The sequence below is a fragment of the Zunongwangia pacifica genome (assembly GCF_023499215.1).
GTDB lineage: Bacteria > Bacteroidota > Bacteroidia > Flavobacteriales > Flavobacteriaceae > Zunongwangia > Zunongwangia pacifica.
The window spans coordinates 20,097-37,892 of record NZ_JAKHSK010000027.1 but is presented as its reverse complement, the minus strand read 5'-3'; the positions used below and the strand labels follow the sequence as shown (position 1 = coordinate 37,892).

Below are 17,796 nucleotides of genomic sequence, written 5' to 3'. Positions count from 1 at the left end.
GAAAGTTAAGATTCTATACCTTAGGCCTCAGTTACTTAAATTTCGATGAAAGTGATTTAAGTTTCAGGATTTTTGTATTTTGTAAGAATTAGTGGCGTTTGTAAAAAGTATGCTGAAGTAAATCTTGTATCTTTACACCCTAAAAATTTATCCAAACAAACTAAGCGAAGAATAACGATTATGCATGTAGCGATTGCAGGGAATATTGGTGCTGGTAAAACCACACTAACAAGATTACTCGCCAAACACTATAGATGGGAACCCCATTATGAAGACGTTCTGGAAAACCCTTATCTTGAAGATTTCTACAACAAGATGGAACGTTGGTCTTTTAATCTGCAAATCTATTTTCTAAACAGCAGGTTTAGACAAATATTGCAGATTAGGGAAAGTGGTAAAAAAATCATTCAGGATCGTACCATTTATGAGGACGCCCATATTTTTGCTCCTAACCTACATGCCATGGGTTTGATGACCAATAGGGATTTTGAGAATTACAGATCCTTGTTCGAACTAATGGAAAGTGTAGTACAAGGCCCAGATTTGCTTATTTATTTACGAAGCAGTATCCCTAATTTGGTTGCCCAAATACAAAAACGGGGAAGAGAGTATGAAAACTCGATTTCCATCGACTATTTAAGTCGGCTTAACGAACGCTATGAAGCCTGGGTTCACAATTACGACAAAGGAAATTTATTAATCGTTGATGTAGATAACATTAACTTTGTAGATAATCCCGAAGATCTTGGCGACATTATTAACAAAATTGACGGAGAAATAAACGGACTATTTTAAACTTTAGATTATGGAATCTACTAAACTAAAACGACCAAAACATAAGGGCTCCCCAAAGCTTTTTGAAAATCCTATTTTAGAAAAATTAACACATACGCACATTTCTGCACCGTTAATTATTTTCTTTGGTACATCTGCGGCACTTATTTACTACGGAATTTTTGAAAAAGGGTTTAGAACCCCTGAAATATTAGCCTGGTTTGCTGGTGGACTATTATTTTTTACTTTAATTGAATATTTAGCACATCGCTATTTATACCATATCCCGGCCACTACACCAAGAAGGCAAAAAATTTCGTACACCATGCACGGGGTACACCATGATTACCCAAAAGATAAATCGAGATTGGCCATGCCGCCAGTACTCAGTTTAATTGTTGCTTCTGTATTGTTTATAATTTACAGAGCGATATTGGGCGATTATGTATTTGGTTTTTTAGCGGGGTTCTTAGTGGGGTATGCTAGTTATCTTGCGGTACACTATTCGGTACATGCTTTTAAAGTGCCTAACAACTTTTTAAAAATCTTATGGCACCATCACAGTATTCACCATTATCGTGAACCAGATCGTGCTTTTGGAGTTTCTTCGCCGTTTTGGGATCATGTTTTTAGAACAATGCCCAGAGAAACACCTGCCAGTGCCAAAACTGCGGTAGGAAAAAGTATAGATGATGACAATCAAGGAAAAGCACATACGCACTAAGTATCTTTTCCTATTTTTTCATACAATAAAAAAGAGGCTGTTTTTAAAGAAAAACAGCCTCTTTTTTATTGTAATTTCAAGAAATTAACTTGTTTTAAGGGACTAAAATTAATCCTCAACATTAGAGTGATTAGCATCACTTTCTTTCACCGGACTTAAAACACCTTCTACAATTCCAGGCTCTGCATTTATAGTTTTGGCAATTTCTTTTATATCGGCCGCAGAGATATGATCTACAAGTTTTTCGAAGCTTTCTTGTGTTCTCACCGGAATTTCTTTATCTAAACTAGCTACTATTTGCGACAACCAAAAACCGTTATCTTTTAGGGCTTCTTTTCTATTCTTCTTAATGTTATTTTTTACTTGCTGCAATTGCTCCTCATCAACTGTCATGGCTATTTTTTTAATTTCATCGTAAACAATTTCTAACAATGTATCCTTTTTATCAGGATTACAGTTAAAACTAACGCTAAGATTAAAGTTGTTTATTGGTTTAATTGCTATGTTTCCACTAACGCTAACTCCATAGCTTCCGCCTTCTTCTTCGCGAATACTTTCCATATACTTTTTATTCAGCAATTCTGCGATCATATACATTGCCATATCATTTTCTGGAGTATAGTTTATTTCGCCATTATAAGACACACTTATAGTGGTTTGCGGAGTTTGCATTTCTTCTGAAATATGTACTGTGGTAATTCCTTTTTGAGGACGCATGTGGTGATCTACAATCGACTCCTTTTTTCCTTCAGGAATACTTCCTAAATATTTCTGGCTTAATTTCAATAAACTTTCTTCCTCAAAATCTCCTACGAAAACAAAAGTGAAATCGCTGGCCTTCGCAATTCGTTCAGTATAAATTTTTGATATTTTATCGAATTTAATTGCATCAATAAGTGACTGATCGAAAATTAGGGTACGGTCGCTATAGTTGGTACTCGCTAATGAAAGGGAATCCTGAAATACACTCTGTACGTTATTCTCTTTCGCTATTAAGTTACTCTCTAAGTTTTGCTTTAAAATATTAAAAGCGTTTTTATCAAAACGAGGAGCTGTAAAATACATATAAATTTCTTGGAGCATGGTTTCTGCATCCTGTGTACTGGACATTCCTGAAACATCATCGCTAAACTCATTAATAGAAGTATTTACAAACACATCTTTACCTGCCAATGATTTTTGTAATTGAATTTTATTTAAAGTCCCTAAACCAGATTCTGAAACTAAATAAGGTGCCACTATTGCATTTGGCAGATCCTGAGTTGCAATTAATGACTGTCCGCCGGGACTAAAACCTTCTAAATAAACTTTATCTTTCTCGAAATCGGTTTTATAAAAAGCAAGTTTCACTCCGTTCGATAACGTGTATACATGACCTTCAATCCCTTCTATTTTTTCTTTAGAAACTACTTTAGCCCCCTTCAGTTCTTTATTGATTAGTGTTTCATCAGATTCTTTTTCTATATATGGCACTAGTTTTTTAGCGGTCACATTTTCTATAATTGCCAAAACTTCAGCCTTTGTTGGGTAAGTATATTCATTAGCTCCCATAGCAGCTACCCCCTGACCGATTTCTCCCTGGTAATTGGCTAAAAAATCGATAATATCTTGGTTGGTGATCTTTTCTAATAAGGAAAGTTTATAATCTAAAGACCATTTGTAATCTGGAATTTCACGTTCTTTAAAATAGGCGTCATAAATCTCGGACGCATACGAATCGTTACTACGTTTATTGCTATTCTTTTTAGCAGATTCAAAACTCACTTTAAAGTCTGCTTTAGCTCTATCTAATTCGGCTTCAGTAGCCCCGTATTCAGCAAAGCGGTTATATTCAGTAAGGGTGAAATTTAAAGCGGATGCTAAACTATCTTTTTTAGGGATGATATTTAGAGTTAATACTTCTAAAGGTCTCACAAATTCTTGAATACCGATACCTGCGTTTAACACCGGGCTATCTTCTGATAAGATTAATTCTGAAAAACGATTGTTCAAAATATAGGTAACGTACCCATTAATTAAATCTTCTTTTTGCTGTTCTAAAACCGACAATTCTTTTGGATGACGTTTTACAAAATAACTTATCGATGGCTCTCCTAATTCATCATCGGTTGCTGTTAGATAAATTAATTCCTTATTCAACGGAACATCGAAATTGGGTCTTTCTGGTAAATTCTCTTTTAATGGGATTTCAGAAAAAATAGATTTTACCTTTTCTTCCATTTTTTGGGTATCGATGTCACCTACGATAATCACCGCCTGCTCATCGGGTCTATACCATCTATGGTAATAAGATCGAAGTGTATCGTATTTAAAATTATTGATGATCTCCATTTTACCGATAGCCATTCGGTTAGCATATTTAGAGTCTTTTAAATATCCCTGTAACCATATTTTAGCAGAAGCCCGATAATTGGGAGTATTTCTAGTTCTCCATTCTTCATTTACGACACCTCTTTCATTGTCAATCTCGTCATCTGTTAACGATAAATATCCAGACCAATCGTGCAATACCAATAGAACAGAATCTATTAATTTTTCATTCTGAACAGGTACCTGATTGATATTATAAACCGTTTCATCGAAACTGGTAAAAGCATTAATCTCTGTTCCGAATTTAATTCCGTTTTTTTCAAGATACTCTAACATTCCTTTATCCTGAAAATTTTCTGAGCCATTAAAAGCCATATGCTCTAAAAAATGGGCTAATCCCTGCTGGGTATCATTTTCTAGAATAGAACCTACATTCTGCGCAAAATAAAAGGAAGCTCTATCTTCAGGTTCTTCGTTATGCATGATATAATAATGCATTCCGTTGCTAAGCTTTCCTCTAACAATATTAGCAGGTTTTATTTGTTGCTGTTGCCCATAACCAAAACTAGTTAGGAATACAAATAGTAAAAAAATACTCTTTTTTATATTCATTTTATTAATTTTTGCTTTGTAATTTATTTTATTGATTTTAGATCTGTTATTTAAATAATATGGTGAATCGCTATAGCTGGATAGTAAGCGGTTTTTTGAACATTTAATCATCTTCAAAACTAATCCTGGTAGCATCGATCTGCCTAGTGGAATCGTTTAAGAATATAAATGCTAAAAAGAATGGTAAATTTGAGTGCTCTCTAGCCTAGATACTCAAAGCATAGCGTCTCGAAATATGATAGATTTTGTTCTCGTTCTGCATTTACTTCTTAATTATAAATACTGGCAAAGCTCCCGTTTTTAATTAACCTGAGAGCTTTACCAATGATAAACCTTGAGATAGCATTTAAAAACATTTTTCTATTTCTAAGACAAACCTCAGGCTATTAAATTTTTTATAAATTGATTAAAATGCTATAGCTACATGCACCTTTTTATCATTTTTGTTTTACCATTTTGATCATCGCTATGAGTTTTGCCTCTTCGGAATCTAAATTACCTTCATAACCTTTTATTTTATATCGAATAAAACCTTTTTCATCGATTATAAATTTAAAGGGGATGGCTTGTACTTTAAAGGCATCTGCTATAGGATAGCTATTAGCTTTTGTTTTAGAATCTTTATAAACATCGAATTGATAATTATGCTTTGATAAGAAATCATTCACATCCTTTTTCACAATAGCTTCAGATTGGTTTTGCATGGTATTGATAAAAAGAAATTTTACATTTTCATCATTTTCATAACGCTTTTTAATGTTTTGCATCGCCGGAAAAGATGCTTTGCATGGGTGGCACCAGGTGGCCCAAAAATCTAGAATCAACATTTTTCCTTTTAAGTCGGCCAATTGCTGTTCATTCCCATCAAAATCTACCAAAGTTACATTTGGAGCTTTTTCAGAAATCATCTCTTTTTCCAACTCCTCTTCTAACTGCTTCTGAAACTGGGAGGCTAATTGTTTTTCGTAGTCTTTAAAATCTTTTTGATTTCCCTGGGTTTCTAAAAATAAGCGTTTAAAACGATCATAATTTTCTTCATAAGCTTCGCCATGCATCTTGATAATTTCATCTAACTGCTGAAAAGCTTTTTTGTTATTACCAATCGTTTCTAAACAATCGGCATAATTTAAATTAGCCTGGATATCTAAATAATCTACGGCATCCTTATAATTTTGGTAATAAGTGATAGCCTCTTCACAGTTTTCCTTTTTAGCTAAAATATTTGCATAAAACAAGTAGGTATCGTTTTGTATGTTGTGAACAGTCTGTTTTAAACTAGTGGAAATGTTTTTATTTTCAATCCACTTTTTAGAGCTATCCATTGTTTTTTGCAAATAACCAAGCGCCTTATCGTATTGACCGCTTTGATAAAACAAATTCGCTATATTGAAATAAGTGATTGCAATTTTTGGATGATCAATAAGTTGATTTACCAATTCTTCTATTCTGCTAAAATCTCCTGCTTCAGCATATTCTTCGATGATAAAATACAGACCCGAATTATAAATATCCTGATTCTCTAAATCGTAATTCTCGGGTGGATATTTTTGTTTCCAGCTTTTGTAAAGCTCATATTTTTTGTCGGGTCCTTCTCCTGAAAAAATGTCTTGATAAGCGGCAAAACGCGCACTAATTCCGTTAGGAAATTTTTCCTTCATAACCACCGAAAGAGAATCGGCCTTCTCACCCTTACCTAGTGTGTAGAAATAATCGAAAGTAAGTAGCACTTTACTTTCGTCACTACTTTCACTTAACTGTTTTAGCCGTTGTTCTAATCTTTTTTGAGCTTCTTCTGTTTGCAATCCGGCTAAAGAATCGAGTTCTTTCTTTATCTTAGAATTACTTTTCGCTGTAAATTCGTCCTGCTTTTTATTATGATTACAGGAAAGAATTCCCGCAATCATAATAAAAAATACCAGATACTGCTTCTTTTTACTTTTCATTGAAATTATTGATATCATCAATTAATATCCTTCAGTTTGTTCTAAATTAGGGTTAGCATTAATTTCGCCATACGATATTGGCCAGTATTGCTTGTGACTTCCCCATGTGGCTTCTCCAAAAGCGGTCTTGTTTTTTACAACTTCATTCATTACGGCATCAATGGCATTTGTTCTTTTTAGGTCAAAAAATCGATATCCGTTTTCAGCAAAAAATTCAACCCTGCGCTCTTTGGCTATTGCTGTTAGAACTTCTTCTTTAGAAGTTGGATTAATAGCAGGCAATCCCGCACGATTACGAATTTCATTAATTCTCGCATTGGCATCACCCAAATTCCCCAATTCAGCATTAGCTCTTGCATTAATTAAATACTGCTCGGCGATACGTAACATAGCAGAAGCTTCTTCTCCAGCTACATCACTTTGATATTTATATGGCAAATAATAGGTTATATCGTTTATCTCCAATGGAAAAACCCAATTTTGAAAACGAAGATCACCTTCCTCAAAAGCAGCTAATTGGCTAGCACTTAAATACGCAGGCGCATAGCTAAACTCCATTTCTATAGGAAGAAAACCAGAATTCCAACTAAAATAAATATTATAATCGGGTACATACTTCATATAAGAATCAGGATTATTATTGGGCATCAGTTCCCAGATCATAGCCTGGCTATCTGTTTTAAAAACATCTTCTAGAGGTACTAAACTTTGCTGGCCACTATTTAATATGCCGGATGAAATTTCCTGCGCTTTTTGCCAATTTTCGGTATGAAGGAACACTCTTGCTAATAAAGCTTTTGCCGCAGTTTTATTAGGCCGTGCCTGAGAGATTGTTTCACTTCCGTCACTAGCTGCGTAATTTTCGGGTAACAAAGATTCTGCCATTTCTAAATCAGCAATGATCTGCTGAAATGCTTCTTCCTGGGGTTGGCGAGACAACTTATTATTCACCTTATAATCTGAAGTTGTAGGCAATGCTATATCTCCATAGACATTGGTTAGATAATAGAAACTTAAGGCCCTTATAAAAAAAGCTTCTCCCAAGTATTGATCTTTATTCACCAGGGTCGCTGTTGTATTATTAATGCCCTCTATTATGGCATTTACCCGATACACTAATGGATAAAAATCAGACCATACAGAAGGTGCATTATTACTATTTAAATCATCATTATAAAAACGCTGATAAGTGATGGAATTGCTATTATTCAACATAAACTCATCGGTATAAAGACCGGTATTTAATGCTAATTCTGAGATATAGGCATTAACCGAAAGATCGGCTAACACACCATTAATCGTAGTGGCCGTTGTTGCATCGTTTACAAAAGTATTTTCTGCATAAAAGGCATCAGATGGAGCCGGAATATCCAGGTAATCGTCGCAACTAGCTATAGATAAAGCGACAACTAAACACAATAATAATTGTATATTTTTTATATTGATTTTCATGTTTTACGAATTTTATATTGAAAACTATAAAGTGAAATTAATCCCGAAAACTATGGTTCGTAAGGGTGCAGTACCAGCCTCAAGTGTCTCTGGATCGTAACCTTTATATTTTGAAATGGTTAATAAATTTTGCCCTTGCACATACATCCTAATACTTTTAAAATTGATTCTATCGGTAAATTCTGAAGGAAAGTCGTAACTAAAATTCACATTTTGTAAGCGGGCATAAGTGGCATTAGTATAGGCCCCCGTACTGTTTTTAAAATAAGCAAAATTTGTATACCCAAGATAGCCTGCTCTTGGTTTGGCTACATTGGTAACATCACCTGGTTGTTGCCAACGGGCATTATAAATATCTTTTGCGATATTCATATTAAAAGTACCTGGTTGATCGCTTTGTGAACCAATAAAATTAAGTGCCTTCTTTTTGGTAAATGAAAACAGCACACTTAAATTAAAGTTTTTATAGTTAAAGGTATTTTGAAAACCTCCAAAAAATTTAGGGTTTAAATCTATAAATTCAGTACGGTCCCTATTATAATCTAAGATTTCACCATTCTCCCATTCGCCAATTTCATCATCGGTCATCTGGCCGTCATTATTTACATCTTTCCAGAAATTATAATTTCCGGTTTCGGGATTTACGCCTTGGTAACTATATAATTTCATACCATTTACAGATTTCCCAATTTCATATTGTAATGAAGGCAAAGCGGCTTCGCTATTAGGGTATGACACTAATTTATTTTTTGGCAAAGTCACATTAAAACTGGTAGACCAGCTAAAATTATCGGTGACTATATTTTTGGTATCTAAGGTAATTTCGTGCCCCCAGTTTCTCACTTCTGCCGGAGAATTCATAGTTAAATAATTTACTCCGGTCACTATAGATAAAGGGAAAGCTACTAACTGATCATTAGAGGTATTATCGTAATAACTTTCTGTGACTGCAATACGACCTTTTAAAAGCTCTAAGTTTATTGCTATCTCTGCTTTTTTCGTTTTTTCCCAATGTAAGAAGGGATTGGCCGGTCCACTAGCTAAGAACCCTCGGTTTCCATTATATGAAAAAGCAGAGCTGTATATGGTTTTATATTGGTAATTGTTTATCCCATCAATACCACTGGTACCGTAACTTCCTCGTAGTTTTGCAAAACTTATAAAGTCTATAGTCTTTTTAAACCAGTTTTCTTCACTCATAATCCAACCCGCGCCAATAGACCAAAACGTCCCAAAGCGATTTCCTGTCCCAAATTTGGTAGAGCCGTCTCTTCTTATGTTAAAATTCAAAAGATATTTATTGACCAGATTATAATTTAAAATCCCAAAACCTCCTATGTAACGATTGGTCAAACTTCTATAGTTGGTATTTACATTTTCTGGATCTGCCATCGTTGGGTTTTTAATCACTTCCTTATTTAAAAGGTTAGTCCCATACGTGTCATTTTTTTCAGTCAATTCATCCATAATGGTGGCTCCTACTTTTGCCGTTAGTTCTCCAAAATCCCCTAAACTTGTCGTGTAGCTAATATTAGGTTCCACCGTTAACGTTCTAATTTTAGAAACACTTAATTCACTAGTGCTTACTTGCCAACTATTGGGATGAAAATAAGTATCGGGTTTTGCAAAAACCTCATTCGATGATAAAATATTAATCCCTGCCATTGTACTAATTTCAAGTCCTTTAACTGGGATATATGTAAAGTTTAGGTTTGAGATTAAATTATCTGTTTTATTTTCATGTATAAGTTCATATATGGATGCTGGATTTCTGGCTAAATAAGAATCATCATAATCGGTCCAGTTTAAAGTTCCATCTTCGTTATATAATTCAGGTGCATTGGGCGCATACAATAAATAGCTATTATTAAAAGGAATAACTGTATTTTTAGTGGTATTGTAAGTCCCGGTTAAGCCTAGATTAAATTTTCGATCATCACTATTCACATTAAAATTAAAGTGAACCCCTCCTGTCTTATTATTTCCGTTCGCATTTTGAATATTTTCCTGGGCGTTATAATTAGCGCGTATTAAATACGATACATTTTCGGTTCCACCAGAATAGCTTAAATTATTAACTGTTGTAAAAGCAGCATCCTCTAAAAAATAATCGATCCAGTCGGTTTCACGATTCGTATCCCAATTTCCATTTAAGTCCCAATCTCCATAGTCAATTATTAGCCCTGCATTTTCTATGGCTTCACGCCTAAAATTCAAGTATTCCTCAGTATTTAACAACTCTGGAGTTTTCCCTCTAAAAGACACTCCATTTCTAGAAGAAAATGAAATTTGGGGTTTCCCTACACGTCCTTTTTTAGTGGTAATGATTATAGCCCCATTAGATGCTTTAGATCCATAAATAGCCGTGGCATCAGCATCTTTTAAGAAGTTGATACTTTCTATATTATTAGGATCAATAAAATTTAGGGCATTCCCTCCAGTCAAACTACCTGTTTCTGAAGCAGTTGGCAAATTACCATAGGGATACCTTACTCCATCGATAACTATTAAAGGGTCTCTATTGCTTACTGAACTAATGGAGTTCTGTCCCCTCATCTGAATACTAATAGGGGAACCTGGCTGCCCATTGGTTTGCCGAATATAAACTCCAGGAACTTTCCCCTGAACAGCTTCTAAAACGTTAGTCACGGGACTTTTCTGGATTTCTTCGCCAGTTATCGTAACAATATTACCCGTACTAAGCCTTTTTGATGTTTTACCATAAGCGGTTATTTGTACCGCATCCAGACCGCTTATAGATTCTTCCATCACAATATCCAAAGGTGCTGTATCACTAATCGTTACTGAAACTTTTTCGAAACCAATAGAAGTATATTCTAATGTCTCCCCAATTTTGGCTGCGATAGCATACTTTCCATTTTCATCGGTAAAAACTCCTCTGTTCTTATCTTTTATGCGAACTGTGATTCCCATTAAGGGTTCTCCATCAATGCTAGTAATAGTCCCATGAACCAGATTCTGCATATTTGCTGAAGCGTTTCTTTTATCTGAAGAAGCTTCAATCCTTTTTTGGAGTTTTAAAATGATTTGGTTATCATCCATCCGAAAATCAATATTTTCTTTTGATAACACATCCTTCAAAACTTCTTCTAATGGTTTTTCTTTAGCTTTTACGTCTACTTTTTTAGATAGATCAATATCGCCTACATGGTACAGAAAAGAGTAGTCGGTAATGCTTTCAATCTTATTAAAGAGCTTTTTTAAGCTTATTTGCTGTTCGTCCAAAGAAATTTTAATCGTTGATTGTGAAGTTGCGTATGTTTGCATACTAAATAGTGCAAACAATAAGGTAATGAAACCTATTTTTAAACTGTCGTTAAATTTGGGCCATAGTGACTTTACCCCTTCTGCATTAGAGTTTTTTTTCATACTTTTAAATTGTAGATAATTGTGGTTTAATAAATCACGCTATTTCAACAGGATATGTGCCAGCATGTCCTGTTTTTTAACGTATAATCACTTCGTTATCATTTATATGATATTCAAAATCATAGCTTTGTTTAAATGATTCCAAAATTTTGCTGATACTTTGATTTTCAAATTTTGCGGTAAAACGTTCTCTTTTTAAACTTTCATCTTCAAAAATTATCCGTTTATTAAATTTCCTTTCCAGGGTGTTTGCAATATCCCCTAAGCTTTGCTCTTCAAAAACCAAGATTCCATTCATCCAGGCTGTATAAATATTGGTATCAACCTCGGCCGTTTTAAAGGTATCTGAAGACTTTGAATATTTTGCCATCATCCCAGGCTGTAAATAAACAGTAGGTTTGTCTGGTCTTTTAACAGCAACTTTTCCCTGCACTAAAACTGCAGTTGCATAAGAGTTATTTTTATAGGCACTAAAATTAAAACTGGTACCTAACACCTCTACATCTAGTTGTGCTGAATGTACAATAAAAGGCCTCTTCTCATCATGATAAACCTTAAAATATCCTTCTCCTTCTAAGAGAACTTCCCTGGTTTCATTCTCCTTAAAACCGCTTGGATAGGTGAGCTTACTTCCAGAATTTAGATGCACCACACTACCATCTGCCAAGGCTATAACTACTTTTTTGCCTTTAGGAACACTTAGTACATTTTTACTTATAGCTACTTTATTTGAAAGCGAAGAATAAGTTATGGTATCTCCTTTTTGTTGTACCAAAATTTCATTAGTTTTAGTCTTGATTTCAAAACTATTATCTTTTAAAACTTCGGTAGCTCCACTCTCTGTCTCTATAGTCACATATTTACTTTCATTGGTAAGTGTATTGTGTTTTTGAAAGAAATAAAAAAAGATAGTTCCCATTGCAACGATCATTATCGCAGCGATCCTTAAATATCTTCTCCTTGGTTTTAAATCCCGTACATTACTTCCCCTGGTTTTTATCCCCTTAAATACTGCCTTTTTATCTTCTGTATGACTATTTACATACTTTAAATTCAGTTTATAATTTAACCCAACTGCTTTTTTAAAATAAGCCCTATTCTCTTCGCTTTTTAGTAAATGGTTCAGTTCCTCTAAATCCTTATCGGTAATCTCTCCATTAATATATTTTTCAATTAAATATTCCAATTCTTTCATTTCAACTACAACTATTCACTGTTTTCCTTAAAAACGTTTCGAATTATCAAATCCCCTGCTCTATTATTGTTTTTTTTCATATTATTTAAATAAATATTAAATTACAGTTAAGACACCCTAAACAATGCATAATAATCAATTTACATTGTAAAATAACCCCATCAACTACAATATCCTTAACTGAAATAGATAATTTCTCCTGTATCCCAACCAACATTCTGTAAAAATCACTCCCTAGTCATAAAGAATTTCTTAGAGTTGTTTACATTTGAAATCATTTCAGGAAACTAGAAATAAAGTGGCTACCGGTAAATATTCTAAAAATGAAGAACTTCTTAGCTCGCTAAAAAATGGCGACGAAAAAGCTTTTGAATATATTTTTGACACTTTACACGATAAACTTTTAGCATTTGCTATGGGATATACCAGGGACAAAGCGATCGCTAAAGATCTTGTTCAACAAAGCTTTATCAAACTATGGGAGAAGAGAAAAGATTTAGCAGAGAATACCATCATCCCAGCGTATATGTTTACGGTTTGCCGAAATAACTTTATTGATAAATACAGACAGGATCAAAAAAAAGTACTACTTACCGACAAAATTTACCTTGAAAGTGTTTTAGATGCTGAAGCAGAAAGCGAAGAAAAAATGCTTTATAAAAAGCAACTTTTAGAGCAGGCTATAGAAAAATTACCAAAAAAATGCAAAGAGGTGTTTTTATTAAAACATAAAGAGAACTTGAGGCAGAAAGAAATTGCCGCTTATCTTGAAATATCTGAAAAAACGGTAGAAGACCACGTCTCTAGAGCGATGCGTATGCTAAGGAATGAATTACTGCTTCTACTTATAACAATATTACTAAACTATCTTTAGTACCCACAAATCTATTTTATAAATCCGTTTTCACGAGCATGGGCAATGGCTTCAGCCGAGCTATGTACCATTAACACCGGGGTACTATCAAAATTGTCGATAATACTTTGCACACGTTTCATCTGCTTTTTATGATTAACACTTCGTAGATAAATGGCCAATATTCGATCGGAATGTTGTGCTGCAATATCTGTATAAATTGTCGCATCATGCTCTCCGCTATCCCCTATCAGAATAAATTTTAAATCGGGATAGGTTTTAAGAATGTTAAAAATCTCCCGCTGCTTGTGTGGTTTTTCAGGTTTTATGCTTTTCTCGAAGGGATGCCTCATATCTCTAAGTAAGATTGGCCCTTTTGGGAATCCATTATAATCCAGGAACAACTTTAGGTATTCGTACATATTCCACGGACTATTACTTAAATAAAACACAGGATTTCGATTACCTTCAGCCCTACCTTTATGCAAAAGCTTATATAAATTTGGGGCGCCTTTTAATGGCATTCTTTTATAAGCATTGGTAAGCAACGAATTTTTAAGCAATCGCCACTTTAAAAATGAAGTGACTCCGGTATGTAAAATCGTATCGTCTATATCGCTAATTACTCCGTATTCCGCATCTACGGAAGGGATTAAAAAACGTCCTTTAAAAGGATCGCCTAAAAGTTCGGTTTTTGGCTCTAGCTTTTCCCGGTAATACAAATGATAATCTACCCAACCCTGCTCGTCTGCTACTTCAGCTATATTATTTTCTAAAGTTTGATTGAATAGAAAATAACCTTCATCGTTGGTGGTGGTTTTCAGGGTTATTTTACCGGGGATTTCAAGCTCAACTTCAGCATCGGGAATTTCAAAACTATCAAATTGCTTGTAGGTATTTACAAAAGTTTTCCACTTGTTTTGATCCTGATGAATTTTAAGTGGCGCGTTATCCAAAACCCGCCCTTTTACAAATAATCTGGAATAGGTTCCATAACTGCGATAAGGGGTTATAAGTACCTGATCCATATTCTTATACCGCCCTAATAACTTCTTTATTCGTTTAAACATTAATGTACTTTTCCTTCTATAATTTTTTATTTCAGTTCAACTCATCAATATTCGATAAAATCAATTGCTATTTTCCATAGCCGATTTTCGATAATTTCAGCATTAATTTTTATCATTAATAGTTGATAAGTTGGATGCTTTTGTGAGACCTTCAGTATATAGATTTCATCTAAAATAAAAGAAATATTAGCTACCCTACGTTGTAAAGAAGTTAAAATAGATGAATTGAAAAATCGTTGCCTCTTAGTGCACTTCTGAAGAAAAAAAGGAATAAAATAAAAAAGCAATAACCACATTTAGTTATTGCTTCGTTACCTCTTTAGGACTAAAATATTTTAAAATGTATTATAGCTTAAGGCGATTTTGATCACCTTCGTAATTTTTATATCGCTTAACACATTCCTTGATAATTTGTTTTGCTTCTTCAGCATCACCCCAATCACCAACATCTACTTTTTTCTTTTCAAGGTCTTTATAAACTTTAAAGAAATGTTCGATCTCTTTAATTAAGTGACCATTTAATTCTTTAAGATCATTTAGTCTATTCCAGATTGGATCTGAAACAGGCACACAAATAATTTTTTCATCTGGACCTTTTTCATCTGCCATGTGAAATACACCAATAGGCTTTACTTCCATAACAATACCTGGGAAAGTTGGCTCACTTACAAGTACCAGCACATCTAGGGGATCGTCGTCTAAAGCTAAAGTCTCTGGAATAAAACCATAATCTGCAGGATACATCATTGAAGAAAAAATCATCCTGTCGTAACGTACTTTTTTTAACTGAAAATCGTATTCGTATTTATTTCTGCTTCCTTTTGGAATTTCAATTAGTACATCAAAAGTTTCTGACATTTTATTTTTTTTTTGAACTTTATTAGATTATCAAATATAGTGAATTCTATGCTTAACATGGTTGATTTAGAAGTGAAAACCAAAATTTATAGTCACTCCAAATTGCCTTGCCTCAGGGTTATCCAAATAATTCCCGCGGAAATGAGCATCTATTCTTATGATCTTAAAAATATTTCCTACCCCTAAGCTATACTCCCAATAAGGCTCGTCGTTAGGGGCTACTAAAGGAATATCTGAAGCATTTAACCGAATATTGTCTTCTGAAATTTCACCCCACACTCCTTTTATTCCAATAATTTCACGCAAGTTTAAATCGCGTAAAAGTGGAATTCGGGAAAATAAACGACCATTAAAATTATGTTCAAAATGAGCGGCTACATACGTATCGGTCACAAACTCGTAATAATCTAACTGCGAGAAGGTGTTATAGAGCTGAAAATAGGTTTGGTTTCCCGGTACTACACTAAGCAAAGCTAAAGGTACTTCCCCATAGGTTTTACCAGCTTCTATACTAACATTTGCCCGCCCAAAACCACCGATCATTAGTGGTTGATTATAAAAAAACTGAAGCTTTTTATAATCAAAATCACTTTCAAAAATATTCTTTACCCCTAATGTATAATTTAGAAAAATAGTAGGATGATCGTCTTCCAGCTCTTCTCGCTCTACACCATATCCAGCCGTCTTTCTTCCTGGCGTATACATGATAAGATTAGAAATTTCGGTTTGTTGCAATTCCGACGATACCTGGGTTCTTGTTTCATCCGTATAAAAATCCAAACTAAAACCTTCTGAAGCTGCCTCAATTTCACGATAAGAGCCACTTACTCTAAACGTTAGATTTTCAAAAGGCTCTACTTCTACAGCCAAAACAGATAGATTAATCGAACTTAAACTATTATTAGAACTTGTACTAATTAATGCGGAAGAAGCTAAACTTCGCCCTAAAACATCGGTTGTATTGGTTAAATTAGTTCCTAATTGCTCTACGTCTCGCCTATTCCCAGCTGAAACTATTAACCGATTATCGGGATCCAGTAATATTTTCCCCTGAATACCGTATTTAAATTTGTTATCCTTAAAACCATAGGCACCGTAGCCTTCAATACGCCATTTATCATGTTGCGAAAAATAGGTTCGTCCACCACCTCTTAACCTAATCCCTTCTACATCATTAAATCCTACGGTAGAAAAAATAGGCCCATAATCCCAGCCATCAAAATCTATATATCCCGTGGCAAGTGCTGTAGAAATATTGTATAAACGTTTAAACTGTTTTACGGTTTTAAGCGTATCCAGCATCTCATACACTCCGCGTTCGTCTCCATTTAATTCTTCAAGTCTATTTTCTTTCCAAAAATCATCTTCACGATTATAAACTTCTTCCCTAAACCTGTTCACCTGTTTGTTATAAAAAGATGATGGCCGCTCGTTATCAAATTCATATTGGTCATAAAGCACGGTTCTTTTTCCGTATACCCCACGAGCATCCTCTTTATCCCGTAAAGCAAAATCTGCCTGAAAAAAGTCTCTTTTTAATAAGAAAACCGAATCGCTTAACACATCATATTCCTGTTCTATATAAACGCCTTTAACCCAGTTAAGATTTGCACCTTCAGACATTTCTAAATTAATGTCTTTTATAGCCCAGGTAGTATCGTTTACCCAAAAGTCTCCACTAAAAGTGAGCTCATTTTCCCGTCTGGGATAATAAAAAATATTGTAACAATATTTACCATCTATATAAGCGGTATCTGCTAAAACATAATTGTAAACATTGATTCCGGTTTTGGACAGCGGACTTACAAAATTTTTATCAAAAAACTTCAGATAATTATCATAAACATCGATCTCATCGTAAATATCACGTACCGTAGAAATTAAAACCTGGTTATCACTAAAACCAGAGTTTTTATTTCCTTTTAACTCGGTAAGCTCCTGGCCGGTAGTATTATCTCCGTAAACCATACTAACGGATTCGTTTAGAAAAATAGGCAAATAGGTTTTACCCGTAATTCGGTTCGTATCAAGATCTTCAAAGATAAACTCCATTCCGTTAAAAATACGGCTATTGATTAGCGCACTATCAATAGTATTAAGATCAAATTCTAATTTCTCGTATCGGCGGTAGGCGTATTGATCGAATTTCTTTACTCCATTATCTCGCCTGTTCGCCCAGATCTTCCGTAGAATATCAATAGCAGGATTGTTCTTTTTTGAAGTTTTCCCTTTATATATTTTAACTTCTGAAAGGGACTCAGATGACGCATATAACGTCACTTTTAAGTTATTTAAATTCTTATTCTTAAGACTAACCTCCTTTGTTTGGTAGCCCAAAAAAGAAAAAGTGATCGACGTATAATCTTTAGATGAAGAGATTGAAAAGTTCCCATCTCCATCTGTTGTAGTTCCTTCCTTAGAATCGGTAAAAATCACATTGGCAAAGGGAATCCCCACGCCACTTTCATCTACAACGATGCCGCTGACTTCGGTTTGCGAAAAAACCTGAAAGGAACAGAGAATAAAAAGGGTAGACAAAAGAATATTCTTCATAAAAACATACAAAAAACCCCTCAACCTTAGATGGGAAGAGGGGTCAAATATAGTTTATCTCT

At 34.3% G+C, this 17,796-nt stretch carries 11 protein-coding genes; 3 read left to right on the top strand and 8 right to left on the bottom strand.

The window, feature by feature from the left end; genetic code table 11:
* The first annotated feature begins 180 nt into the window (after positions 1-180).
* Both L1967_RS16230 and L1967_RS16225 read left to right on the top strand, forming a co-directional pair.
* The gene (locus tag L1967_RS16230) at positions 181-795 is read left to right on the top strand and encodes a deoxynucleoside kinase (protein WP_249602577.1); all 615 of its coding nucleotides are present in this window, start codon (positions 181-183) and stop codon (positions 793-795) included.
* Positions 796-805: 10 nt separating this feature from the next.
* Positions 806-1,498: a sterol desaturase family protein gene (locus tag L1967_RS16225; protein WP_249602556.1), complete on the top strand. Its 693-nt coding sequence runs from the start codon at positions 806-808 to the stop codon at positions 1,496-1,498.
* A 108-nt stretch (positions 1,499-1,606) separates the two neighbouring features.
* Here L1967_RS16225 and L1967_RS16220 read toward each other — a convergent pair whose 3' ends face one another.
* From L1967_RS16220 to L1967_RS16200, 5 genes are all read right to left on the bottom strand, one after another.
* Complete coding sequence (locus L1967_RS16220) at positions 1,607-4,420, bottom strand: M16 family metallopeptidase (protein ID WP_249602555.1); 2,814 nt, start codon at positions 4,418-4,420, stop codon at positions 1,607-1,609.
* A 437-nt stretch (positions 4,421-4,857) separates the two neighbouring features.
* Positions 4,858-6,363: a redoxin domain-containing protein gene (locus tag L1967_RS16215; RefSeq protein WP_249602554.1), complete on the bottom strand. Its 1,506-nt coding sequence runs from the start codon at positions 6,361-6,363 to the stop codon at positions 4,858-4,860.
* Between the two features lie 21 nt (positions 6,364-6,384).
* Positions 6,385-7,815, bottom strand: a complete 1,431-nt coding sequence (locus L1967_RS16210) for a RagB/SusD family nutrient uptake outer membrane protein (RefSeq protein ID WP_249602553.1) — start codon at positions 7,813-7,815, stop codon at positions 6,385-6,387.
* 24 nt (positions 7,816-7,839) lie between these two features.
* Positions 7,840-11,205: a SusC/RagA family TonB-linked outer membrane protein gene (locus tag L1967_RS16205; RefSeq protein WP_249602552.1), complete on the bottom strand. Its 3,366-nt coding sequence runs from the start codon at positions 11,203-11,205 to the stop codon at positions 7,840-7,842.
* A gap of 76 nt (positions 11,206-11,281) precedes the next feature.
* Positions 11,282-12,400 carry a FecR family protein gene (locus L1967_RS16200; RefSeq protein ID WP_249602551.1) on the bottom strand — a complete coding sequence of 373 codons (1,119 nt, stop codon included), beginning with the start codon at positions 12,398-12,400 and terminating at the stop codon, positions 11,282-11,284.
* A gap of 268 nt (positions 12,401-12,668) precedes the next feature.
* Between L1967_RS16200 and L1967_RS16195 the strand changes: the two genes are divergently transcribed.
* Positions 12,669-13,274, top strand: coding sequence for an RNA polymerase sigma factor (locus L1967_RS16195; RefSeq protein WP_249602550.1), 606 nt, complete (start codon positions 12,669-12,671; stop codon positions 13,272-13,274).
* An 11-nt stretch (positions 13,275-13,285) separates the two neighbouring features.
* Here the strand turns inward: L1967_RS16195 and L1967_RS16190 are convergent, their stop codons facing one another.
* From L1967_RS16190 to L1967_RS16180, 3 genes are all read right to left on the bottom strand, one after another.
* Positions 13,286-14,323 (bottom strand): App1 family protein, encoded by a 1,038-nt coding sequence (locus L1967_RS16190; protein WP_249602549.1) that lies wholly within the window; start codon positions 14,321-14,323, stop codon positions 13,286-13,288.
* A gap of 345 nt (positions 14,324-14,668) precedes the next feature.
* On the bottom strand, positions 14,669-15,181 hold the full coding sequence (locus L1967_RS16185; RefSeq protein WP_249602548.1) for an inorganic diphosphatase: 513 nt from the start codon (positions 15,179-15,181) through the stop codon (positions 14,669-14,671).
* 66 nt (positions 15,182-15,247) lie between these two features.
* Positions 15,248-17,734, bottom strand: a complete 2,487-nt coding sequence (locus L1967_RS16180) for a DUF5686 and carboxypeptidase-like regulatory domain-containing protein (protein ID WP_249602547.1) — start codon at positions 17,732-17,734, stop codon at positions 15,248-15,250.
* Positions 17,735-17,796: the final 62 nt, after the last annotated feature.

Excerpts from the sequence above, each read along its gene's own strand:
- L1967_RS16205 (WP_249602552.1), bottom strand. The coding sequence starts at position 11,205 with ATGAAAAAAAACTCTAATGCAGAAGGGGTAAAGTCACTATGGCCCAAA.
- L1967_RS16230 (WP_249602577.1), top strand. The coding sequence starts at position 181 with ATGCATGTAGCGATTGCAGGGAATATTGGTGCTGGTAAAACCACACTA.
- L1967_RS16180 (WP_249602547.1), bottom strand. The coding sequence starts at position 17,734 with ATGAAGAATATTCTTTTGTCTACCCTTTTTATTCTCTGTTCCTTTCAG.
- L1967_RS16220 (WP_249602555.1), bottom strand. The coding sequence starts at position 4,420 with ATGAATATAAAAAAGAGTATTTTTTTACTATTTGTATTCCTAACTAGT.
- L1967_RS16200 (WP_249602551.1), bottom strand. The coding sequence starts at position 12,400 with ATGAAAGAATTGGAATATTTAATTGAAAAATATATTAATGGAGAGATT.
- L1967_RS16190 (WP_249602549.1), bottom strand. The coding sequence starts at position 14,323 with ATGTTTAAACGAATAAAGAAGTTATTAGGGCGGTATAAGAATATGGAT.
- L1967_RS16215 (WP_249602554.1), bottom strand. The coding sequence starts at position 6,363 with ATGAAAAGTAAAAAGAAGCAGTATCTGGTATTTTTTATTATGATTGCG.
- L1967_RS16210 (WP_249602553.1), bottom strand. The coding sequence starts at position 7,815 with ATGAAAATCAATATAAAAAATATACAATTATTATTGTGTTTAGTTGTC.
- L1967_RS16225 (WP_249602556.1), top strand. The coding sequence starts at position 806 with ATGGAATCTACTAAACTAAAACGACCAAAACATAAGGGCTCCCCAAAG.
- L1967_RS16185 (WP_249602548.1), bottom strand. The coding sequence starts at position 15,181 with ATGTCAGAAACTTTTGATGTACTAATTGAAATTCCAAAAGGAAGCAGA.